The 22,652-nt window shown below is 43.9% G+C and carries 25 protein-coding genes; 20 read left to right on the top strand and 5 right to left on the bottom strand.

Going from position 1 to position 22,652, the window contains the following annotated elements:
- Window positions 1–198: 198 nt before the first annotated feature.
- From MKY28_RS11750 to MKY28_RS11735, 4 genes are all read left to right on the top strand, one after another.
- Window positions 199–861 (top strand): hypothetical protein, encoded by a 663-nt coding sequence (locus MKY28_RS11750; protein WP_340936037.1) that lies wholly within the window; start codon window positions 199–201, stop codon window positions 859–861.
- A 168-nt stretch (window positions 862–1,029) separates the two neighbouring features.
- Entirely contained in the window at window positions 1,030–2,010 is a 981-nt protein-coding gene (locus MKY28_RS11745) for an SDR family NAD(P)-dependent oxidoreductase (RefSeq protein ID WP_340936036.1), read from the top strand.
- A 185-nt stretch (window positions 2,011–2,195) separates the two neighbouring features.
- Window positions 2,196–3,104 (top strand): UDP-N-acetylmuramate dehydrogenase, encoded by a 909-nt coding sequence (gene murB / locus MKY28_RS11740; RefSeq protein ID WP_445670921.1) that lies wholly within the window; start codon window positions 2,196–2,198, stop codon window positions 3,102–3,104.
- A 216-nt stretch (window positions 3,105–3,320) separates the two neighbouring features.
- Entirely contained in the window at window positions 3,321–3,944 is a 624-nt protein-coding gene (locus MKY28_RS11735) for a hypothetical protein (RefSeq protein WP_340936034.1), read from the top strand.
- Between the two features lie 92 nt (window positions 3,945–4,036).
- Here the strand turns inward: MKY28_RS11735 and MKY28_RS11730 are convergent, their stop codons facing one another.
- The gene (locus MKY28_RS11730) at window positions 4,037–4,822 is read right to left on the bottom strand and encodes a DUF817 domain-containing protein (RefSeq protein ID WP_340936033.1); all 786 of its coding nucleotides are present in this window, start codon (window positions 4,820–4,822) and stop codon (window positions 4,037–4,039) included.
- 269 nt (window positions 4,823–5,091) lie between these two features.
- Between MKY28_RS11730 and MKY28_RS11725 the strand changes: the two genes are divergently transcribed.
- The 7 genes from MKY28_RS11725 to MKY28_RS11695 all read left to right on the top strand — a co-directional run bounded on the left by MKY28_RS11725 (window position 5,092) and on the right by MKY28_RS11695 (window position 10,512).
- Window positions 5,092–5,436, top strand: coding sequence for a YojF family protein (locus MKY28_RS11725; protein WP_017688572.1), 345 nt, complete (start codon window positions 5,092–5,094; stop codon window positions 5,434–5,436).
- Window positions 5,437–5,459: 23 nt separating this feature from the next.
- Window positions 5,460–6,134: a bacillithiol biosynthesis deacetylase BshB2 gene (bshB2, locus tag MKY28_RS11720; RefSeq protein WP_036670850.1), complete on the top strand. Its 675-nt coding sequence runs from the start codon at window positions 5,460–5,462 to the stop codon at window positions 6,132–6,134.
- A gap of 316 nt (window positions 6,135–6,450) precedes the next feature.
- A complete protein-coding gene (locus MKY28_RS11715) occupies window positions 6,451–7,839 on the top strand; it encodes a right-handed parallel beta-helix repeat-containing protein (protein ID WP_340936032.1) in 1,389 nt (462 codons plus the stop codon).
- On the top strand, window positions 7,836–8,402 hold the full coding sequence (locus MKY28_RS11710) for a nitrous oxide reductase accessory protein NosL (RefSeq protein WP_340936031.1): 567 nt from the start codon (window positions 7,836–7,838) through the stop codon (window positions 8,400–8,402). The genes MKY28_RS11715 and MKY28_RS11710 overlap by 4 nt, the downstream gene beginning before the upstream one ends.
- Before the next feature lie 28 nt (window positions 8,403–8,430).
- Window positions 8,431–9,252, top strand: coding sequence for an ABC transporter permease (locus tag MKY28_RS11705; protein ID WP_036608083.1), 822 nt, complete (start codon window positions 8,431–8,433; stop codon window positions 9,250–9,252).
- A complete protein-coding gene (locus tag MKY28_RS11700; RefSeq protein ID WP_076317938.1) occupies window positions 9,245–9,958 on the top strand; it encodes an ABC transporter ATP-binding protein in 714 nt (237 codons plus the stop codon). Before MKY28_RS11705 ends, MKY28_RS11700 begins: the two co-directional genes overlap by 8 nt.
- A gap of 11 nt (window positions 9,959–9,969) precedes the next feature.
- Entirely contained in the window at window positions 9,970–10,512 is a 543-nt protein-coding gene (locus tag MKY28_RS11695; protein WP_340936030.1) for a TlpA family protein disulfide reductase, read from the top strand.
- Between the two features lie 178 nt (window positions 10,513–10,690).
- On the opposite strand, the gene metE is transcribed toward MKY28_RS11695, so the two are convergent.
- A complete protein-coding gene (gene metE, locus MKY28_RS11690; RefSeq protein WP_339199561.1) occupies window positions 10,691–12,985 on the bottom strand; it encodes a 5-methyltetrahydropteroyltriglutamate--homocysteine S-methyltransferase in 2,295 nt (764 codons plus the stop codon).
- A 261-nt stretch (window positions 12,986–13,246) separates the two neighbouring features.
- On the opposite strand from metE, the gene MKY28_RS31715 reads away from it, so the two are divergent.
- Both MKY28_RS31715 and MKY28_RS11685 read left to right on the top strand, forming a co-directional pair.
- On the top strand, window positions 13,247–13,648 hold the full coding sequence (locus MKY28_RS31715; RefSeq protein WP_445670895.1) for a DUF3888 domain-containing protein: 402 nt from the start codon (window positions 13,247–13,249) through the stop codon (window positions 13,646–13,648).
- 16 nt (window positions 13,649–13,664) lie between these two features.
- The gene (locus tag MKY28_RS11685; RefSeq protein WP_340936029.1) at window positions 13,665–14,288 is read left to right on the top strand and encodes a hypothetical protein; all 624 of its coding nucleotides are present in this window, start codon (window positions 13,665–13,667) and stop codon (window positions 14,286–14,288) included.
- A gap of 237 nt (window positions 14,289–14,525) precedes the next feature.
- Here MKY28_RS11685 and MKY28_RS11680 read toward each other — a convergent pair whose 3' ends face one another.
- The gene (locus MKY28_RS11680) at window positions 14,526–15,191 is read right to left on the bottom strand and encodes an MBL fold metallo-hydrolase (protein ID WP_340936028.1); all 666 of its coding nucleotides are present in this window, start codon (window positions 15,189–15,191) and stop codon (window positions 14,526–14,528) included.
- Window positions 15,192–15,396: 205 nt separating this feature from the next.
- Here MKY28_RS11680 and MKY28_RS11675 point away from each other — a divergent pair, with 205 nt between their 5' ends.
- Window positions 15,397–15,867: a GNAT family N-acetyltransferase gene (locus tag MKY28_RS11675; RefSeq protein ID WP_100526190.1), complete on the top strand. Its 471-nt coding sequence runs from the start codon at window positions 15,397–15,399 to the stop codon at window positions 15,865–15,867.
- Between the two features lie 141 nt (window positions 15,868–16,008).
- Here MKY28_RS11675 and MKY28_RS11670 read toward each other — a convergent pair whose 3' ends face one another.
- Window positions 16,009–16,374, bottom strand: coding sequence for a winged helix-turn-helix transcriptional regulator (locus tag MKY28_RS11670; protein WP_036608870.1), 366 nt, complete (start codon window positions 16,372–16,374; stop codon window positions 16,009–16,011).
- 105 nt (window positions 16,375–16,479) lie between these two features.
- Between MKY28_RS11670 and MKY28_RS11665 the strand changes: the two genes are divergently transcribed.
- Complete coding sequence (locus MKY28_RS11665; RefSeq protein ID WP_100526191.1) at window positions 16,480–17,337, top strand: arginase family protein; 858 nt, start codon at window positions 16,480–16,482, stop codon at window positions 17,335–17,337.
- A gap of 144 nt (window positions 17,338–17,481) precedes the next feature.
- Window positions 17,482–18,660 (top strand): MFS transporter, encoded by a 1,179-nt coding sequence (locus MKY28_RS11660; RefSeq protein ID WP_340936027.1) that lies wholly within the window; start codon window positions 17,482–17,484, stop codon window positions 18,658–18,660.
- Window positions 18,661–18,747: 87 nt separating this feature from the next.
- Here MKY28_RS11660 and MKY28_RS11655 read toward each other — a convergent pair whose 3' ends face one another.
- Window positions 18,748–19,560, bottom strand: a complete 813-nt coding sequence (locus tag MKY28_RS11655; protein WP_036608062.1) for an undecaprenyl-diphosphate phosphatase — start codon at window positions 19,558–19,560, stop codon at window positions 18,748–18,750.
- A gap of 210 nt (window positions 19,561–19,770) precedes the next feature.
- Between MKY28_RS11655 and MKY28_RS11650 the strand changes: the two genes are divergently transcribed.
- The 4 genes from MKY28_RS11650 to MKY28_RS11635 all read left to right on the top strand — a co-directional run bounded on the left by MKY28_RS11650 (window position 19,771) and on the right by MKY28_RS11635 (window position 22,589).
- The gene (locus MKY28_RS11650) at window positions 19,771–20,799 is read left to right on the top strand and encodes an ABC transporter substrate-binding protein (protein ID WP_340936026.1); all 1,029 of its coding nucleotides are present in this window, start codon (window positions 19,771–19,773) and stop codon (window positions 20,797–20,799) included.
- 186 nt (window positions 20,800–20,985) lie between these two features.
- Window positions 20,986–21,411: a MarR family winged helix-turn-helix transcriptional regulator gene (locus MKY28_RS11645; RefSeq protein WP_017688556.1), complete on the top strand. Its 426-nt coding sequence runs from the start codon at window positions 20,986–20,988 to the stop codon at window positions 21,409–21,411.
- A 137-nt stretch (window positions 21,412–21,548) separates the two neighbouring features.
- Window positions 21,549–22,193, top strand: coding sequence for an SDR family oxidoreductase (locus MKY28_RS11640; protein WP_340936025.1), 645 nt, complete (start codon window positions 21,549–21,551; stop codon window positions 22,191–22,193).
- Window positions 22,194–22,244: 51 nt separating this feature from the next.
- A complete protein-coding gene (locus MKY28_RS11635) occupies window positions 22,245–22,589 on the top strand; it encodes a rhodanese-like domain-containing protein (protein ID WP_340936024.1) in 345 nt (114 codons plus the stop codon).
- Window positions 22,590–22,652: the final 63 nt, after the last annotated feature.

Raw genomic sequence — 22,652 nt, 5'->3', positions numbered from 1 at the left:
GCTTCCTCAGACAAACCACTTTGATGAATCGCTTCTAACCAGCGCTGACGGTCATAGGTGTCCGTATCGGGGGTTCTTCCCTGACCCTAGGGAAATAGCGATTATGGATAAACTCATAGGTTGGACCTATGGATTCCGAGTCTCTGCCATGGGTAATAACATGTAAGCGCAGAATATAGACAGGGAGGAATGAACCTGATGTTTCAACTACGTTCTATTATGATGAGTATCTCGTTAATCGTTATAGTTCTAACACTTGCAGCATGCTCTGGTAGTCATGAACCTTTGCCTAGCCCTCAACCATCAATGCCAGTAGGTGAACCTACTCCAGCACCTTCAACAGAAAATGAACAACCATCTGAAACAGATGGAACAGAAGAAGCAAATGAAACGGAGCGTCCACAGACCGCAAGTTTTGAAATGTTGACCGCAGATGGCAATCAATCACTAGAGGCGACCTTGCAACAAGGAGAAGGATTTTCCTTGTACGTATTCGAGAAATTCACATTTGATGCTGCTCAAGGCCGTCTGTCACTGACTAGTAACGCTGACTATTATGTGGATATTGAACCACTGCCTTCGGATTATAATCTGGCAGAACTGGAGACAGCAGGTAAAGAAGAATTAGTAAAAGCCGGTAAGGTATCTGATTATAGTGGAGAACTGGTAGAACACCCGCTTGGTCATGCCGAGCTTTATCTTCAGGCCTCTGGTGAAGAAGGCATTAGCGATTATATGGTCTGGAAATCAGAAGAAGAGGAAGCATTTTTATTCCGTCTTCATAATCCAAAAGGAGAAGAGGCCTCTGATTTCGCCAGCCCGGTCCTTGTTTCGTTATCCACCGTTCAGGGTGATTCGTAACGTGGATGCCTATAATCATTTCAACGAAAGTCGCCAACTGGCGGCTTTTTTACGTTTACAGATTGCACGGAGAAGTTGCAGTTGATGTATTCACTTCCATTTGACTTAGAGTACGCTCTAGGGTGTAGACTTTGAAGAAGTAGAAATATTACTAAGGAGATGAACAGAATGACACAGGAAAATAATACTAGAACTTTACAACATAAAATGGACTCTGGCTTCAACCATAATAATACAGCGGAGGATGTATTGAGGGATCTGGACTTGTCCGGACAGCTTGCTATTGTAACGGGTGGATATTCCGGCCTGGGGTTGGAGACGACACGTGCGCTTGTTAATGCGGGAGCCCGTGTAGTGGTGACTGCACGTCGTCCAGCGGTTGCGAAGGAAGCACTTTCGGGTCTGGAAGGTGTTGAAATAGATGAATTGGAGCTCGCTGATTTATCCAGCGTTCGTGCTTTTGCGGAGCGGTTTCTGGCGAGTGATCGGGACATTGACATGCTGATTCTTAATGCGGGCATCATGGCTTGCCCGGAGACGCGGGTTGGTCCTGGCTGGGAAGCTCAATTTGCAACAAATCATCTGGGCCACTTTGCCCTGACTAATCTGTTATGGCCAGCACTTGCAAGTCAGGGGGGAGCACGTGTTGTTTCCTTGGCATCAGCGGGACATCATTTCTCACCGATTCGTTGGGATGACATCCAATTTGAACATGGCTATGAGAAATTCCCTGCCTATGGACAGTCCAAAACAGCAACGATTTTATTCAGCGTTGAGCTGGATCGTCGAGGTGCAGAGCACGGAGTACGGGCTTTCTCAGTTCATCCAGGCGGAATTATGACACCACTACAGCGTCATATGCCACAAGAGGAAATGATTGCTCTGGGCTGGATTGATGAATCTGGACAAGTGGCCAATCCTGCGTTCAAAACACCTGAACAAGGTGCAGCAACGCAAGTCTGGGCAGCAACTTCGCCTCAGCTTGAGGGAAAAGGCGGTGTCTACTGCGAGGATTGTGACATCAGTGAATTGGCTCCAGAGGATGGAGGTTTCTATGGGGTCAAGAAGTATGCTATCGACCCCGAGCAAGCTATTCGTTTATGGGAGCTATCAGCCAAGCTGACTCAAACAGACATAGAACTCTCATAATCATGTAGTTCCGGCAACAGAGCAACAGCTTGCTTCCATGCAGGAACTCACGGAAAAGTTCAAAATCTAAAGAGAATGCGATTAATTATAATGAAAACAACATAAATTCAAACAAAATCTCCTATTTAGCATATAATAAAGAAGGAGCATCTCATTTTCGCGATGGTGCAATCATTTCTTTATGAATTCAGGGAGAGAAAATCATGAATATTTTTGAGCATCAGATACCTTTGGAAAAAGTGAAATTCAATGAACCACTAAAAAATCACACGTTTATTAAAATAGGTGGCAACGCAGATATTCTCATCCATCCAACAACGATAGACGAAATCACTAAAATCGTGGAAATTGCCAACTTACATCAGTTACCTCTGACGGTCATTGGAAAAGGCTCAAACGTCATTATTAAAGACGGGGGTATCCGGGGAGTAACGATTTCTCTTAGCCACTTTGATCAAATTAAAGTGAATGAGGACAGCATGATTGCGCAAAGCGGCGTTGATATCATTGATGTATCCAGACATGCTTTGGAGCATAGCTTGACCGGTTTGGAGTTTGCTTGTGGCATTCCTGGCAGCACGGGGGGCGCACTTTACATGAATGCCGGTGCTTATGGCGGTCAGATCGCCGATGTTGTTGAACGTGCAACTGTGATCACCAAAGACGGTACAGTGTTGGAGATCCCGCGAGAAGAGATGAAGTTTGGTTATCGAAATAGTCTCTTCAAGATGGATCACTATATCATACTGGAGGCCGAATTCGGGCTCAAAAAAGGAAACAAGGAAGATATTGCAAGCAAAATGAAGGAATTAACGTTCCTAAGAGAATCCAAGCAACCGCTTGAATTCCCCTCTTGTGGAAGTGTATTTAAACGACCCGAAGGACATTTTGCCGGTAAACTGATTCAGGATTGTAACTTGCAGGGCACTCGCATCGGAGGCGCTGAAATCTCCATGAAGCATGCAGGTTTCATCGTAAATGTGGATCACGCTACTGCCCAGGATTATATGGATCTGATCCAATTTATTCAGAAGAAAGTATATGATACGTTCCAAGTTGAATTGGAAACCGAAGTAATCTTTCTGGGAGAATAGCTTCGATGAATGACTTGAAAGGTCGCCAATGGCGGCCTTTTTTGATTGTCCGAATTATACTTAAACAAGAACTAATATGCTAATTATGGTAATATCAGAGTGATTGTATTTAATATTTCATCGTTATCATAAGGAGTGTACATGGAGATAATCAAGCGTAACAGGAGAATTTTGCTAATCACTGCAATGGTAATTTTACTATCGCCCCTGTCAATCTTGGCATATATGTATATGAATGAACGAGCTGGCGGGCTAGCCGATCAACGGATATCCAAAGTTTGGGGATTGAATGAACCTATACATATTCCTATAGCGAACAGTCCTCAAGGGGCCGTTCAAGAATTTAGAGGTGAATCTTATACCTCCCAATTCATTCATCAGGAGGCTGTGGACGGGGGCATGATTTTGTTCACGCACAAAAAGGGTCGGGAAAACAACAGTAATCTTCAGATGGAGTATACCCGCAAGAACATTTTCGGATGGAAATGGGTATGGGGTGGAGGATATTCCATTAATGAATCAGTTGAATCCAAGTTTGCGTTGAATTATATGAGCATACCGAAATTGGAAAAAGTCTCGGCCCCGTTACCGATGTTATTTGGTGACATCATAGACTCCACTATCAAACGTGTAACTGTTGAAATCAAGCAAAATGGAAAGCCCGAAACTTTCGATGCGAAGCTGGTTGAGGCAGGTGAGAACCAACAAATCTGGTATGCATTCCTGCCTTCATCAGCTACTCCTCCTTATACAATCAAAGCATATGATGAAAAGGAGAACCTCTTAATCAATAAAGACATTGAAGAGGCAGATGGCTTTGGCTCATTATTTGTTGAATAATCTCAAATAGAACCACGCAAAAAACAGCGGCATTCGAAGACTTTAGGTACGAGTCTAAGATTGTTGCTGTTTTACGGTTAGAGAATAAATAGTTACCTGGACTTTGGATCATCTGCGGTTCGATTGGCCTTCACATATTTGAGCTGCGCAACGATGATGACACTGATGATGACCAGCAGGAACCACGAACTAATTTTGCTAAAGCTAACCAGTTGCCAGGCATCATGCTGATCAGGGTATTTCCAGGCATTGAAAAATGTAGCGATGTTCTCAGCAGTCCAAATGAAGAAACCAACGATGATAAAAGCAAGCGATAAGGGCATTCGATAGGTCGTTGCTCTTACCCGGTAAATAATCCAGGTTTTCCAGAAGACAATAAATACAAGCGCCGTCAGCCACCAGCGAAAATCGGGCATAAAATGATGAGTGAAAAAGTTAATATAGATGGCTGCTCCGAGCAGCATCGAAGGTGCAAAACCAGGCCATCCGGTCATGTCCATCCGCAGTCTTCGCCACACCTGACACATAAAACTGGCTACACTTGCATACATGAATCCACTATAAAGAGGGACACCCAGGATTTTGCTGTATGCTTGCTCAGGGTATGACCATGATCCCATCCATACTTTATAGATTTCTAGCACCAGGCCAATAATGTGAAATACACAGATGACCTTGATTTCATCCTTGGTTTCCAAGCCGCTTCGATACATCAGGTACTGCACAGCAAGCAATACGAGCAGAATGGCATCATATCGATGAAGGAAGGGGAACGGGATTACGCTGGACAGTGCCAGTGTTCCAAAGATCGCTACGGGAAATATGCAACTCATGGCCTGATGATAGCCAAAATGAAGTAGTTGTATTAGAGATTTCAAGTCGAGTTAAACTCCTTTCCAAACATGTTGGAGCAAGATTCATTTAAAATTTAAGGTTCTTCATCACGGGCGTTTTTGCCTACACTTCATAATATAGATATGATCCATGAATAAAAAGAGAAAAAACCACGCAAATCTGTTCTTGTTTTCAAACTGGAATCATCATGAGAGGGCTCTATGTGAGGTCGACAGGGTCACTCCATGTATATTCTCTTGTGTGGTTATGTTAAAATGAAGTTCGTACAATTACATTAGACAAGGAGGCCGCTATGCAACCGATTAAACCTCAAGACATTCAGCTCCGGATCAATAATCTTGCTGATCAGGACTTATACGTACATCTAGAACTTACGTCAGGTGCTTACGCACAACACATGGACAGTACAAAACATCCAGCATCGGCATTCATTACTAATGCGGCCATACGATATACGCAGGGGTCCATTTCAGGTACAGGTCCATACCGTGTTGGTCTGAAAACAACGCAGGGATGGCTTTACGCCGAAGGTCTTACACATATTGATGAGCAGGAACAAGAAAGACTGATTCTCGCCGGTCACGACAGCCAAGGTAAACTAGTTGTGGCGTTACAATTAAGCCGAGAGATGTTCTGATGAAAGCGGAGGATTGAATAACCATGAATACTACACACAACGAGCATGAGCGCATCTTGGTGGTATATCCACATCCAGATGATGAAGCTTTCTCTGTATCGGGAACGTTAGCCAAATACATAGATGGCGGTGCCCATGTAACCTATGCTTGTCTAACACTTGGTGAGATGGGGCGCAATATGGGGATTCCTCCATTTGCCAACCGAGTGACGTTGCCTGGCATCCGTAAACAGGAACTCATCGAAGCTTCTGAAGCGATTGGTATTCAGGACCTGAGAATGCTGGGTTTCCACGATAAAATGCTGGAGTTCGAAGACCCACAGTTACTGGAAGATACCATCATGTCGCTACTTAAAGAGTTAAACCCCACGCTGGTCATTACGTTCTATCCAGGGTACAGTGTTCATCCCGATCATGATGCAACGGGAGCTGCTGTTATACGTACAATCACTAAACTTCCTGTGGATGAACGTCCGATTGTTCACTGCGTTGCGTTCGCTAATAATCAGGAACAGTACATTGGCAAACCGGATGTATTTGTTGACGTATCCGAATTTTTGGATCGAAAAATGGCGTCCATTCGTGCCCATCGTTCACAATTCCAGGCAGCAGAGCTTGTAGGAAATCGTGAGCTGAATAATGAAGAAATCAAGAAACGTTTTGGCAGAGAAACATTTTGGACCTATCCATTTGAATAATATATTACTTAGAAGTCGCCTATATGGCGGCTTTTTTTGATTTACATCACAATATCGACACAAAAATGTAGCGTCTATAGCCTAATTGAGCTATATGGAATAAATATCATTTTAAGTACACTATGATCAGGATTGTGATAACGCTTCATTTTTAGCTTAGCTTTAATGAATTAGAGTCATGAATAGTTGATTTAAGTGGAATGGAGGGATGGTGTGTACAACCAACCTATATTTTGGACTAATGTAAGACCCGTTGAATACATTGCCACAGCAATAAGCAACTGTAACAAGAAGCCGGAATTGCGCGGTTTGAATCATGAGTAATCCTGGGGCAGGATTGGGTGCATTCAACAGTTGTAAGAAGAGTCGGATTACAGGTTTAATTTTTCTAATCGGAATGATGATGCTCCTGCTATCCCTTCCACACGGTGCAGTCATTGTCTCCTCCGGACATCGTGATCTCATTCCCCTTCAGCCTATGATTGACCGTTCTGCACCTGGAGAAGTCATTGAACTTGCATCAGGTCGTTATTCTGGACCCGTGACGATTGACAAAAACATCACCATTCAAGGTGATCCTACGGTCATAGTTGTTAATGCGGAAGCCACCTCTACGATAATGATTCGCTCGGATGGGGTGAAATTGAGCGGTTTTACAATTGAACATGATACGAATGAACAGACTGCAGCGATTCAGGTTGAAGGGAAAAACAGTGAAATCACGGATTTGCATATTCAGACCCAAGGGTATGGGATGATCATCCGGAATTCGAGTCAGGCAACGATTCAGCGGAACAACATTACGTGGGCCGGGGCTGATTCTGCTTCCAGTGGCCAGAAGGGCAATGGCATTGATCTCTACAACTCCCATGATAGCTTCATTGAAGCCAATGAGATCACTGGCATGAGGGATGGAATCTATCTGGAAAACAGTCGCAAGTCTACGGTGCAAAATAACAGGCTGTTACATACAAGGTACGGCATCCACTGTATGTACATTGACGGCTCTTCTGTCATGGACAATATCGGAGAGGAGAACATGACAGGTGCCATGATTATGGGCGTCAAGAATACGGTCATATCGGGCAATTCTTTTCGCAAACAGAGTACCAATGTTCATTCCCAAGGGATTCTATTGTATGACGTACATCGATCCTCTGTTCATAACAATGTAGTGGAAGGTAATCGTGTCGGCATGAATATTGCAGAATCCTCAGGCAATAAGATACATGACAATGTGGTACTTCGGAATTTTGTTGGCATACAGCTTGTTCTGGCAGAAGCTAATGAGTTTACACGTAACCAATTGGTGTCTAATGTCATTGAAGCTTCGGCGCTGGAGAGCCCGAATAATGTCCTGATGGAGAACTACTGGGACTCCTTTCAGGGGCTCGATCTGAATCGGGATGGGATCAGTGAAATATCCTATGCCATCAATCCTTTTTATGAGCAACTGGTCAGTCGAAATTCAGCGTATCAGCTCTTTTTCCAATCACCGGGTATGGTCTTTCTGAGTGAGTTGTTTACAGAAGGCAGAGAACAATGGACTACCGACAAATCGCCACGAATGAGCATGGATACGGAATCTGATCTGCACAAGTCAGTGAAAAGTGCTACAGGTTCCAAGATGGTGTGGATGTTCGGGTTAGTTCTGTTGAGTATGGCAACTTTTATAATCATCTATATGGGGGTATTACGAAAATGAACAAAAGCTTGAACAGAAGATGGTCCATGGTTATGGTACTTATGTTTGGCATGGTGCTGTTAACCGCTTGCGGAACAAAATACGCGGCATTGCCGATCAATGAAGACGTGGATATCTGTGCGATCTGTAAAATGCAGGTGAAGGACGATGCATATGCAACACAGCTCACTACGAAAGACGGCCAAAATTACAAGTTCGATGATATCGGCTGCATGAACCAGTGGAAAACAGAAAATGGCACAGATAACATCGGCATGGACTATGTACGTGATTATAATGACAAGGAATGGGTTGAATACAGCAAAGCCACGTATGTATACGATGCTTCATTGCGCACGCCTATGGCCTATGGAATTCTTAACTTTAAGGACAAGCCCTCGGCTGAAGCTTTCATTGCAGAGCAAGGTGTAGGAACCATTATGACTGCTGAGGATCTTGCCTCTCATGACTGGAAACAGAACACAGAGAATATGGACATGATGGGTGAACATGGGCATGGTGAAGAAGGAGACGGTAATGAGATACATCAGGAAGGTGAGATGAAAGAAGAGTCAGGCCACTAAGTATGACAATAGAAAATGGTGATCAATGATGTCAGATATGATACAGATTGCAAGACGAGAAGTGAAAATGGGATTTCGCAATCCTTGGGCGTATTCGTTTCTGATCCTTTTTTGCACATTTAGCTTAAGCTTGTTGCTTCTGAATTCGCAGAATCTGGTTGAAGGATACTCGGGCACAACAGGTTCGATGTTGAATCTCATTCTTTACCTCTTACCATTAATGACGCTGTTCCTCGGTTCCTTCTCACTAACATCTGAAAAGGAAGACGGTAGCTGGCAACTGCTGTCCACGTATCCCATTGGCACGATGTCTTTTATTGTGGGCAAGTATCTTGGGCTCTCGATTGTTTTAATTACCATTGTTGCGTTTGGATACGGCCTGATGGGGGTTATTAGCGGAGTAATCGGGAATCCACTGGATGCCGTGACATATCTTCTCTTTCTGGCATTTTCTTGTGGACTGGTGTTGTTATTCCTGACGTTGGCGCTATTTATCGGTTCGTTGTCGCGCAATCGGTGGCAGGCGTTAACCATATCCGTTACCGTATGGTTCTTCGCTGTCATTGGATGGCCGACGTTATTGCTCTCTGTTCTGGGACTGATGCCTTATCTATGGGTGAAACCGTTGCTGATTATACTAACGCTCATCAATCCGGCCGAGCTGGTGCGATTGTTTGTAGTCATCAAACTGGGAGGCGGCTCCATTCTTGGACCAGAATATTATCGATGGGTGGAGTGGGTGCAACAACCAAGTGGCAGTTGGATCTTCATCGGGATATGCCTATTCTGGATTGCCTTCTCTGTCCTGGCGGTATATGCGATCTGGGAGAGGGGGCGTTCTCATGGATAAAGTGGGACTCGAAGTGATGGGATTGTGCAAATCCATTAAAAAGCAACCAATTGTTGAGGATATCTCCTTTCGCATTACTTCAGGCCAAGTGCTTGCCCTCTGTGGAGGGAATGGTGCAGGAAAGAGCACGGTGCTGCGTATGATCGCAGGAATTCTTCGGCCTACCTCCGGTGATGTTGCGGTGAACAATGTTCGATGGTTGAAGGAGCGCAAGCGTTATTCAGAGCAGATTGGATATATGCCGGACGATTATCAATTTAATCAAGGACTGAGTGCGGAGGAAATGCTTCTGTTCTGGGCTTCTCTGAGGAAAGTTCCCAAGGAGAGAGTACAGGAAGTACTGACCATGGTAGGTTTGGAGGATCAAAAGAAAAACCGGGTTACGACCTTCTCCAAAGGCATGCGCCAACGTGTGTTATTCGCCCAGGCTGTGCTGTCGAAACCTCCACTGCTCATCATGGATGAGCCAACGAATGGATTGGACCCATTCTGGATGCAGGAATTAACTCAGCTGCTCAAGGGAATCAAACAGGATGGTCACATGGTAGTTTTCTCTACCCATCAGCTGGAGATCGCAGACGATATTGCAGATCAGGTGATATTCATGAACCATGGACGAAATGTTGGAGAGGGCTCTACTCACGACTTTTGTGATCAATTCGGTTCGCTCCATGCAGCATTTCATCAAAGTCTTGGTTTAAAGTGAAGGTGAGTTTAATGCAGAAGAAGAGTTTTAAAAGCAGACGTACACTTACAATTTTGATTGGTGTGGTCGCATTGTTAGCAGGTGCATGGGCCATTTTCACAAATGTATCGACACCCGAATCTCAGCGAGGTAACGCCATTGAAGCTGGTGCCGTGGCTCCTGAGTTTACAGCGGTTAATTCAGCAGGCGAACAAGTCAAGCTGTCGGATTATCGGGGCAAAGCCGTCATGATTAACTTTTGGGCTTCATGGTGCACGCCCTGTGTAAGGGAGATGCCGCTCGTTCACCAGATTGCTCAGAACTATCAGAACGACGTGGAAACCCTGTTTGTTAACGTGGGGGAATCGAAGGGCACGATCCGTGAGTTTATGGATAAGCAGGCGTTTGATTTTCCGGTGATCATTGATGTGACTGGCAACATATCAGGTATGTACCGTATAACGGGTTTGCCCGCAACAATGGTCATTGATAGGGATGGGGAGTTCCGTCACATACTGCTCGGTGAACTGACCGAAGATACACCGTTGCAGCAATGGCTGGAAGAGAGTATCTAGTCGTAAGCGTTGGGTGGTGGTGAGAAAAGGGATAGGAACGCCAAAGATCGCACAATATTATAGGTGAAATGAATGTACGTTAAAAGTAACTACAATAATAAAAGCATAAAAAGCCGGACACCCATTTAACGAAGGGGTGTCCGGCTTTACTTTTGAAGCTATACTGCTTCGCAGTCGATTACAATACAGCAGCTGAAGCGTGATTGTTACGAGCGATTCTGGTTGCGTCAACCATGTTACGCAGAGAAGCTACCGTTTCTTCCTGTCCACGGGTTTTTAATCCGCAGTCCGGGTTAATCCAGAACAACTTCGGATCAAGAACACGCAGGGCACGTTCAATCATGCTGCTCATTTCATCTACACTCGGAACTCGTGGGCTATGGATGTCATATACGCCAAGACCGATACCGAGCTCATACGTATTTTCTTCAAAGCTATGAATCAGTTCACCGTGACTACGGGATGTTTCAATGGAGATAACATCCGCATCCATAGCTTCAATGGAATCAATCATGTCATGGAATTCGCAATAGCACATATGCGTATGGATTTGAGTCGTTTCATGCACCGTGCACGTAGAGATACGGAACGCTTTAACTGCCCAAGCCAGGTAATCCGCTTGTTCATTTTCTTTCAACGGAAGCCCTTCACGGACAGCCGGCTCATCAACCTGAATCATACCAATGCCTGCCTGTTCAAGTGCTTCGACTTCCTGTCTCAACGCATACGCCAATTGATAGGCAATCTGCTCACGAGCAATGTCTTCGCGTACGAATGACCAGTTCATGATGGTAATCGGGCCAGTCAGCATGCCTTTAACAGGGCGCTCTGTCTGCGATTGGGCATATTTCGTTTCTTCCACTGTCATTTCACCCGTAAATGCAACATCACCGAAGATAATAGGTGGCTTCACACAACGTGAACCATACGATTGTACCCATCCAAACTGTGTAAAGGCAAAACCAGCCAGTTTCTCACCAAAGAATTCAACCATGTCGGTACGCTCAAACTCACCATGTACCAATACGTCAATTCCGATCTCTTCCTGAATCTTAATCCAGATATCAATCTGCTCCCGGATGAAGGCAGCATACTGTTCGTTGTTCAACTCACCCTTGCGCCACAACTGACGTGCTTTTCTGACTTCAGCAGATTGAGGGAAACTACCAATCGTTGTTGTCGGGAAGAGTGGCAATTGCCATTTGGCCTGTTGAGCTTCATGACGCTCTGCAAAAGGACGGGAGCGCTCCGGCTGTTGAACACTGATGGAAGCAACGGCTTTCTGTACAGCGGTACGGTTTCGATCTTCGGATTGCTGAAGCGCTTGAAGAGGAAGCTCTGCTTCGTCTATTTTGGCAGTAATCTCTGCACTTGGTGAAGATAAGGCTGTAGTCAAAAGAACAATCTCTTCCAGCTTTTCATCTGCAAATGCAAGTGCATTCTTCAGTTCAGATGTCAGTTTTGCCTCACGGTCTGTCGTTACTGGCACATGCAGCAGGCTGCATGATGATTGAACGATGATACGTTCAGGCGTCACGAACTCAGTTAATTCATTCAGCAAGTTCAGTTTTGCTTGTAGGGAAGCTTTCCAGATCCCACGTCCATCAATAATACCTGCTCCGAGCACTTTGTCTGCCGGGAAACCGGATGTCCGAATAGATTGTGTGTTACCAGAGAGTCCGTGTACAAAATCAAGTCCTACACCTTGAACTGGCAGTGCAACAATGTCGTTGTAGTTTTCGACAGATTCAAAGTATGTTTGCAGCATGATATTCAGGCCTGGAACGGCTGCTGCAAATGTTTCATATATTTTATTCAGACGCTGTACGTCTTCATCGCTTAATTTGGTTACCAGAATAGGTTCGTCGACCTGCACCCACTGAACGCCTTCGCTCGCAAGTTCTTGAAGCAATTGAGTGTAAAGTGGAAGCAAGCGGTCCAACCAAGCGTCTGTCTCGGATTTATCATAGCCTTTGGAGAGCTTTAGGAAGGTTAACGGTCCAACGATAACCGGCTTGCCTTCAATGCCGAGTTTTTCTTTTGCTTCACGATAAGCGAGAAGTGGTTTGTTCTCCGTCAGAGTTGGGGAAGCTCCGTCCAGTTCAGGTACAATGTAGTGATAGTTCGTGTTGAACCATTTTGTCATTTCACTTGCTGCGGCATCTTTCGTTCCCCGTGCAATGCCATAATATACGGACAACGGAACCGAGCCACCATCATAAGCAAATCGTTTAGGGATAATGCCAAACATCACAGCCGTATCCAGGATATGATCATAATAGCTAAAGTCATTCACCGGAATGATGTCGATGCCTTTTGCTTGTTGCTTGCGCAAATGATCGATGCGGATCTCTTGCAAACGTGCATGAAATTCTGTTTCCTCCAGCTTACCTGCCCAGAACGCTTCCAATGCTTTCTTCCATTCCCGATCAGCACCAATACGCGGATATCCCAATACACTACTTTTTGTCATCGTTTAAAACCCCTCTGCTTTTATGTTACACAAAATTTATCACAGATCCGGAGTTATAATGTAATTCCATTAAATTATACCTAGTTATAGCCTAGGGCTATATCAAAAGGTGCACGCTATATAAATTGAACTAACAAGTATTTACACTTGCCACTCCGATGACAGAATAACCTTCCACTCAGCTAAGCATAAATAATAGATCATAATCATATTTTGTATGCTTTTGCATTCACTCGGAATAATATAAATTAAAAAAGGTTGATGAGTATGGGAAATCAGAAACGTCTTTTTCACTTTATACTTGCAACAACATTAATGATAAATAGTATTTCCCTATACACAGATGTTACATATGCAGATCCTGAGAGCGAACAGGAAGGAAACTATAAGCCATTAGCACTTACGATGCTCAACCCATACATTTACCATGAGATTACCAACTATTATCAGGCAAATCATATGCCGGTCCCTAGCTATGGGCTATATGATATCCATGTATTGGAACTTAAAAGGCGCACAAAAGGTGGTTATAATTTTCGAACGGTTCTGGAAGTCAGAACGTTTTACGGTCCACATAACCCGCCATATGGGAAAGAGATTATTACGTTTGAAATAGACCCCACTAATGTTACAATGGTGAGCTATGTTCATACGAATGATTGAAAGGAAGGCGGTACGCATGAATCTGTATCATATCCAGTCCACCGTGCACGGAATCAACAGGGTAACATCCTTTTTGGAAGACAATTATATTGGTATTGCTTGGTCAGGTACAGGGGATCTAGAGCAAACGCCTCCGGAGCTATGGAAGGAACAGTTGGTTCAACACTATCCCTTGGATGAAGCAGAATTGGCGAGCACACTCGCGACACTACATATGTTTGGTAACCTCATGCAGGATGGAGATTATGTATTAATTAGCGATGATGAATGGACGTATGTTGGGGATATCGGGGATTATTATTACGACGATTCCGCTGGCACAGAAAACGACTTGATCTATCACCGTCGGGGAGTTACATGGTTGGGTCGTATTCCTCTCGCTGAGCTGAATGACAGAGTGCAGGCACTGCAAAATGATTCAGCCATCCTTGCGAAATTTGAGTATCCTATATCACAAGCACAGCTGGATCGAGGTCTTGCAGTCAGCATAACAGCCGAAGCAACGAACTCTCTCTCAACAGGGGTAGATGAAGCCACGATTCAAACAGCTCTTAATGTGCTGAGAGAAGCGTTACACAGTGAAGAAGAAGAGCTGCGAATCCGTGCGGCTACAGCCATTTTGCAGTATGCCAAACAATAGGAAGACTATGCATAATTATAGATAATTATAGTGGCATATACAGGATTTATTCGCTAAACAACCAATTGAAATATTATTAAGAAGCAGAGCGTTCGCCTACAAGCTTTCTGCAAGAAAGCTACATCGGAAGCATGCGCTATCCTCGGATTTCCCCTTTTAAAGACGGAATAAAAAAATCTGGGGATAACAGCGATCGGAAGGTTGTTCTGTCATCGGAGTGTCCAGTGTAAATATTCGTTAGTTCATTTTATATAGCTCTGAGATCTGTTCATTTATATTCCTATGACTTAGTCCACCGTGATAACAAACCACAGATGTAATGTCGAGTTCGATATACTTTTTCAAAGAGAATCGAGCTGTCTCTGTATCCAGCGTAGTAGCTTCATGAATGCCTCCAAGCATGCCGTCTACACTGTACATTGAATCTCCGGCGATGAGCGTCTTGCTGTCCATCAAATATAGACTGATATGACCTGGCGTATGACCAGGTGTATGAATAACGCGAATTCCGCCGCAAAACGGCAGTTCCTGACCATCAGTAACCGTTTCATCTACTTTGCCCATTGGAGGATGCTCGAGGTGACTGTCTTTCAGAAGAGGGAGCTGCCCCTCAATATATGGCTTATCCAGCTCATGCGCATATATCTTGAATTGTGAGCCACACTCCTGCAAAATCTCGGGAAGACACCCGATATGGTCCACATCCTGATGCGTCAAAATCACTGCTTTAAGTCGGCTGATCGGCACACCAATCTTTTCGAGTGCGATACACAAATCGTCATATTGTCCAGGGAATCCGGTATCAATTAACACAACCATTTCTTCATCCCATATCAGCACAGGGTGAATTATATTCCCCTCAAAATCAAGCTGAAGCATCGTTATTCCCTTTGAAATTTCCATAATATCAGACCTCCGAGAGTTGAATTTCATATACATCGTTGCTCGTTATATTTCTTATGTAAACGAATAAAGACTGCAAAAAGATACGTTCGGTTGCTTATAGAAATATTCAATGAATGGGGGAATTGACGCTTGGTGTTGGGAATGATAATTTAGATATATCATTTAAACCAATAAGTCCAATAAGATAAAGGGGGTATGTGGGATGACACATATCGTGCATGCAGCAGCTGAAGATATTCGGAGCGAGGATTCGCTACTATTGATCAAGGAACTGAGTGAAGAACTCGGTTTGTTATATGGTGGTGATGGAACTGCAGGATTTCAACTGTCAGACGTTGAGGTGCCCCGTGCGGCTTTTATCGTTGCCAGGATCGACGGGTATCCGGTTGGTTGCGGAGCACTTAGACCCCTTGATGAAACATCTGTAGAAGTTAAACGCATGTATACACGCAATGGTTACCGCCGTAAGGGGATTGCCCAGGCTATATTGGCCGAGGCAGAGCGTCTTGCGAACGAACTTGGTTATACCAATCTGAAACTGCAAACAGGTCCATTGCAACCAGAAGCTGTAGCGCTGTATGAGCGTGTAGGGTATTATCGAATTCCTGTTTTCAGTGGCAATTGGGACAGAGTGTTGGCCTATCAGAAAGATCTGGTACACGAAAAAGTATAATTCTACGAATCACAGCTTTTTTTGCTGAACGTACAGAGGAACACAAGATAAAAGTAAAAAAGTCGCCTATTGGCGACTTTTTGCATTTTAACATACTGAATTTACTCCAATTATCTCATCTGAAAATATAGACAAAAGCGTTCAATCCGTTGCGCTATTATTGATCGAAGGTTCTTGATGTTGGACACCCCATTCGCATAGTCCTTCCAAAACGGGCAATAACGTTTCAGCTTTGGCTGTCAGACGGTACTCGACTTTAGGAGGGACTTGGGGATACTCTTTCCGTTCGACCATACCATCTGCTTCTAATTCTTTGAGCTGTGAACTCAGCGTTTTATACGTGATAGCGCCGATCTGTCTTTTTAGTTCATTGAAACGGACAGGTGGGTTTTCTGCCAGAAGATACAAAATCACCATTTTCCATTTACCACCAATGACAGACAACGTATATCCAAAAGGGGTATCTTGAATGTTTTTAACTTTACCGTGGTATTCAGCCATACTCATCATTTACACTATCCTTCCGGGTAGTACCTATCATAAAAGACCGTACTATTTATTTGTTTGGGCTCAGTTTATACTAACCTTACTTTGAAGTAAAGGAGATTTACGATGACTCAAAAAACAATACGTCTGCTTATGCCACAATGGCAAGGTGGAGATAATCCTAACTACTCTTTTGGAGCGGAGCTGCTTGCATGGCTTGCACCTGACAATGATCAACCTCTCATTCATGTTCCTGTTGACGCTTATGATGGAACATCTCTGGTAAGCGAGAACGGGATAAAAGGCAGAGCACAGCTACTTCAGCAATTGCAGGCTGCCCAGCATATTATTCAAGCTCACCAGCCCGATCGCATTGTCATGTTTGGCGGTGACTGTTTGGTTGAACAAGCCCCGTTTGCTTATTTAAATGAACGATATGGCGGAGAACTTGGTTTGATATGGATTGATGCACATGGTGATCTGGTTAGATACGAGGGCTATGACAACGGTCATACTTTACCGCTTGGGAACCTTCTTGGGGAAGGCGATCCGGAGTTTGCTAAACATGTGAGTGTCCCCTTGAAGCCCGAACATGTCTTCATGGCCGGGTTGACAACCCCCACGGAACAGGAAACCGAAGTAATTCAAAGATTGGGTATCCGAACGGCTGGAACTGAAGAATTAACCCATGGCATGGATTCGATTAAGAAGTGGATTAAAGAGACTGGGTTCAAACACCTGGCAATTCATCTTGATCTGGATGTGCTTGATCCCAACATGTTCCGTTCATTGTTATTCGCCAAGCCAGGAGAACCTTATGAGTTTTCACCAGCGGGAACCATGCAATTACCTCACTTGCTTCATCTGATCAAAGAACTGTCTGAAGAAACAGATGTAGTTGGATTAGGAATAACTGAGCATATGCCGTGGGATGCCATTAACTTGAAGAATTTGCTTGGAGAAATACCTATCCTGAACCAGTGATATAGGTAATAAGTCACCAGAATATATCAGAATACTGATATAAGGAGTCAAAATATAGGAAGATTACAGATAAAAATATCAATATTATTATATGGGTGGTTCGACGAGAATCAGAAATTAAACAAACTGAGGAGAGACACCCAGATGGTCACGTTATTGTTAATCATTATTTATCTCGCATTTATAGGGCTGGGATTACCTGATGCTTTACTTGGTAGTGCCTGGTCCGTTATGAAAAACGATATACATGCGACAACAGAAATGGCTGGTTACATATCGCTAATCATTTCATTTAGTACAGTAGTGTCCAGTCTGTCCGCCAGTCGATTGTTGCACCGGTTCGGAACGGGTAAAGTCACAGTATTCAGTATCCTCTCAACAACGATCGCGCTGTTGGGATTCTCATTCTCTGAGAATTTTGTGTTTTTACTGATTCTGGCGATCCCTCTCGGTCTGGGTGCAGGTTCGGTGGATGCGGCACTAAGTAATTATGTAGCATTGCATTTCAAGGCCAAGCATATGAACTGGTTGCATTGTTTCTGGGGAATTGGCGCAGTGACAGGCCCACTCGTTATGGCATATTGGCTGAATCAAGCAAACAACTGGCGTGCAGGATACGTTACTGTGGGGTTGATTTTGCTTGGGATCGTGGTGGTCTTATTATCAACTTTGTCTCTATGGAAGATTTTTGAGAAGGGAAGAGTAGAGGGTTCAGGTGATGAGAAGAAACGCGTAAGCAACCGTGAGGCCATACGTATCCCCGGCGTGAAAATGTCGATGCTTGCGATGCTCTGTTACAACGGTTCCGAAACTGCTGCCGGTCTGTGGATGGCTTCTTTCTTCATTGTTAGCAAAGGAGTTTCTCCAGGTACTGCCGCAGCACTATCCTCTCTATTTTTCATTGGCATTATCTTGGGACGTGTAATCTCAGGTTTTCTTTCGACTCATGTATCCAGCAAAAATCTCATCAGATATGGTGGAATCGTCGGATGCTTCGGATTAGTTATCCTGGTTATGCCGATTCCTTACTGGATTGCCGCAGGGGCTTTATTTATCGTGGGATTGGGCGGAGCACCGATCTATCCGAGTATTGTTCATGCGACACCGGAACGCTTCGGTGAGAAGGCATCCCCAAGTGTAATTGGACTTGAAATGGCCAGTGCCTATACAGGTTCAACACTCATCCCGTTAGGTATGGGACTCCTAGCCAGCCAATGGGGAATGTCAATGGTACCCCTGATCCTGCTGATTCTGTTCAGTGTCATGTACGCGGCAACAGAGCTGGTTAACAGAAGCAACAAGGCTACGCGTCTGACCGTCTAGCTCTTGCTATAGGTCATTAAGGTTCTGCCACTATACAACAAAGGAACAACCATCGCTGGTTGTTCCTTTTGGTGTGTGGACTATTTTTTATAAGAAGATCAGTAACAATGTTCCTGCAGCAAAACAGTAATACGAAAAGTATTTCAGATTGCCTTTGGCCATAATGCCCATAAACCATCTCATGGAGAAATACGTGACAAAGAGTGTCGTGATGAATGCGATCAGATAAGGGATAGCCAGTTGTGATCGATTCGGATCATTGGCAATGTCGGATACCCCCATAATGAGTCCACCAATACTTATGGGAATGTACAGCATAAAGGAGAACTTCAAAGCCGTTTCCTGTTTCATGCCAACAGCGATGGACGCAATTACAGTTGCCCCTGAGCGGCTAATCCCCGGAATAAGAGCGACCGCCTGAGCCAGACCTACCAACAATGCATCTTTCGTAGACAGATCACCGTCTTGCTTGCGCCCACGAAGATTACGAATAAGCCACAAGGCAACCCCGGTGATTAATAGTGCGATGGAAACGGTATATACGGACGAGAAGATTTCTTCAATCCGATCCTTGAACAGGACCGCAACGACTGCAGCAGGAATCGTACCAATAATTATGTATAAGCAAAACATGAAGTCTGCTCGATATTCTTCTTTACGAGTACGCAGGTAACCTAATGCACCAATAATCAACTTTTTGATATCTTCCCGGAAAATAAAAATAATAGCGATAAGTGATGCTGTGTTTGTTAAAATCTCAAATGACAATCCATTCTGCTTGATGCCCATAAGTTTCTGGGCGATGATCAGATGACCGCTTGAGGAGACGGGGATTGGCTCCGTCGCACCTTGAACAATTCCTAAAAACAAATACTTTAACCACAATATAATCTCTTCCATGTTGTCCTCCTTAAATACGTTTCATTGGCTTTTCAAAACTCTCTTTTTTAAAAAAAAGTGAATGGTTTACTCTATTGATGATAGCTGTTTAACTTGGTGACTTGCAAGTTAGAGTTCATAGAGGGGTGAAATAAACATAGCTTGTCAAATCCTGCATAGCATGATATCGTTGATAACGATTATCAATATCAACGAAAAGGTGGGTTTATTTTGCGTAAACAGATAAAATCAATATGGATCATGATGGCACTTATCTTGCTGATTGTACTTAGTGCATGTGGTCAGTCTGCTACGACCAATAGTACAAACGGGGACAGCACGAATGCGGCTACGGAGACAGAAACCAAGACGGACGCGGATTCAGCTTCTTCCGCTGATAAAGCGGCAACTGCCGAAGAGGAACTTGTTACATATCAATCGGATGCAGGCGAAGTACAGGTACCGAAGAATCCTAAGCGTATTATTGATTTGACATCATTTTCGACAGGCTACTTTGTTGCCTTGGATGCACCGGTAGTCGGCGCTTTATCAGGAGCGATGAACAACAAATATATCAAGGATCAACTTGCAGCAGCGGGCACCAGTGATCTGGGTCAAGAGCCTACACCAGAGAAACTAATCAGTTTAAAACCTGACTTATTTATCGTGTACACTGGAACAGAGGGCATCGACAAGCTGGAGCAGATTGCGCCTGTTGTACAGATTGCATATGGTAAGCGCAATTTCAAGGATCTAATGCTTGAAATGGGTAAGCTCACCAATAGAGAAGACGCAGCGAAAGCTTGGAATGCTAAATGGGAAGCGAAGATCAACGAACTGAAGCCCAAGGTTCAGGAAGCTGTAGGCGATCGTACCGTTTCCATACTGAATCCATACGCCAAAGGATTATTTGTATTCGGTCATAACTATGGTCGAGGTGGTGAAATTATTTACGGGGAGTTTGATCTCAAGGCACCAGCCAAGGCCCAAGCTGAAGCGATTGACAGCGGAACTGGATGGGCTTCAATCTCCATGGAACTATTACCGGAGTATGCGGGGGATATCATCTTCACCAGCCCGTGGTCGGGAGATACAACCGATCCCAAGATCGTATATGACAATACATTATGGAAGAACTTGCCTGCGGTGAAGGCAAATCATGTGTTCCAGCTTGATCCGACTTCAGACTCGTACAACGATCCGTTAACGTTGGAAGGTCAGCTTCAATTTATTTCCGATAGCCTGCTTACCGCGAAGTAAGATTAGACTGCATAAATGGTAATACTGGAGCATTTCTAAACGTCGGTACAAGACGGGGAAATGCTCTTCTTATGAGCTTAGGATGTTATATACGTCGAACTTGGATGGGTTTTGACCAATGTAATTAAGCTTGATACAATAGGATAACAGCTGATGAACATTAAATATCAAGTGGGGTGATCTAGATTGCAGCAAAAGAGTGAACGTTTGAATGTTTGGTTGGCTTTCTCTAACATTCATACCCATCTGAACGAGAAGCTGGAACAAGCTCTGCTTCAACAATATGACTTATCTTTGAAGGAATTTTATGTGTTAAACTTCATATATAATGCGGAGGGTAAGGAATTACGCCTACAGCAACTTCAAGAACTAGTGGGGTTGAGCCAAAGTGCTACTTCCAGGCTCGTCGTTAGGATGGAAGCCAAAGACTGTGGGGCTCTGGAAAGACATGCATGTGAAGATGACCGGCGTGGCATTTACACTCGAATTACGGAGCTTGGAGAGAATAAATATAAGAAAGCACTTCAAACGTTTAATCAGGTCTTGCAAACTGAATTGGAACAGGATGGATTTGAGACTCGATTAGAGAACCTCACTAAAGAATTGTTCTAAGGCTAGGGTGAATATAGGGTAATGTAGTCATTTACCCTATAAGAAGACTTGACACTCATTAATATATCCGTTAAATTAAATGCATGCGCATGAATTTAATATGGATGCGGTGATTTTGTATAAAGGAGGTATTGAACATGAGGGTGTTCGTCGTGGGATCTAATGGACAGACTGGTCAACAACTTATTCATCTTTTGAAGAATAGTGAAGAACACACCGTTCTTGCCATGGTACGAAAACAAGAACAGGTAGATTCATTTGCAGCACAGGGTGTGGAAACGGTGCTTGCCGACTTGGAAGGTACGGTTGACTCACTTGTAGCTGCTGTAACGGGTTGTGATGCCATTGTATTTGCAGCTGGTTCTGGCGGTACAACGGGATATAATAAAACACTCCTGATTGATCTGGATGGTGCCGGGAAAACCATTGAAGCGGCTCAAAAAGCGGGTATTGATCGATTTATCATGGTGAGTGCGATCCAAGCCAATAATCGTGAGAACTGGCATGATAACATCCTTCCATATTATGCAGCGAAACACTATGCTGATAGATTGTTAGAGATCAGTGGATTAACATATACCATTATACGTCCAGGGATTCTAATGAATGAACCTGGAACAGGTAAAGTTACTGCTGCTGAGAATATCACAACCGGTAACATTGCTCGTGAAGATGTAGCTCATGTGATTTTGGCCAGTTTGAGTGAGAAGAATACCTACAAGCGTTCATTTGATCTAATCGCTGGTGAGGATACAATATCTGAGGCATTGAGTGGGCTTTGATCCAAAACAAAATTTTCGACGATATCTGATGAGTTAAGAGAGGGCTATACAATGATTATGTTGATGCTTTTGACCTTCATATTAGGTATCTTCATCGTTGTACGTCAATTTTGGCCAGTACGCAATCTTGAATATATAGATTATCAAGTATTTCTCAGACAAGAGCGTGATTTTCGGCAGTATAAAGTGATTGATATTCGAGATGCGACGGATTATTTGGCTAATCCTACTCCGGATACGATTAACATCTCATTGGGACGCCTTGCTTTCACATGGGAAAAATACCTTCTTCGAGAAGATAACGTAATTATAATGTCACCTGGTATGCTTCAATCCAAAAAGGCTGTTCGTATTTTGCGAAAGCATGGATTTGAATGTATTTATGTAATGAAGTAAAAGATAAATGTGAGTTCTAAATCATACGGAGTTATTAATTGTAGGCATTAATTTGATGCTTGC

Origin of the sequence: Paenibacillus sp. FSL R5-0473 (assembly GCF_038004565.1) — a bacterium.
Lineage (GTDB): Bacteria > Bacillota > Bacilli > Paenibacillales > Paenibacillaceae > Paenibacillus > Paenibacillus amylolyticus.
This window is presented reverse-complemented; position numbering and strand designations above follow the sequence as displayed.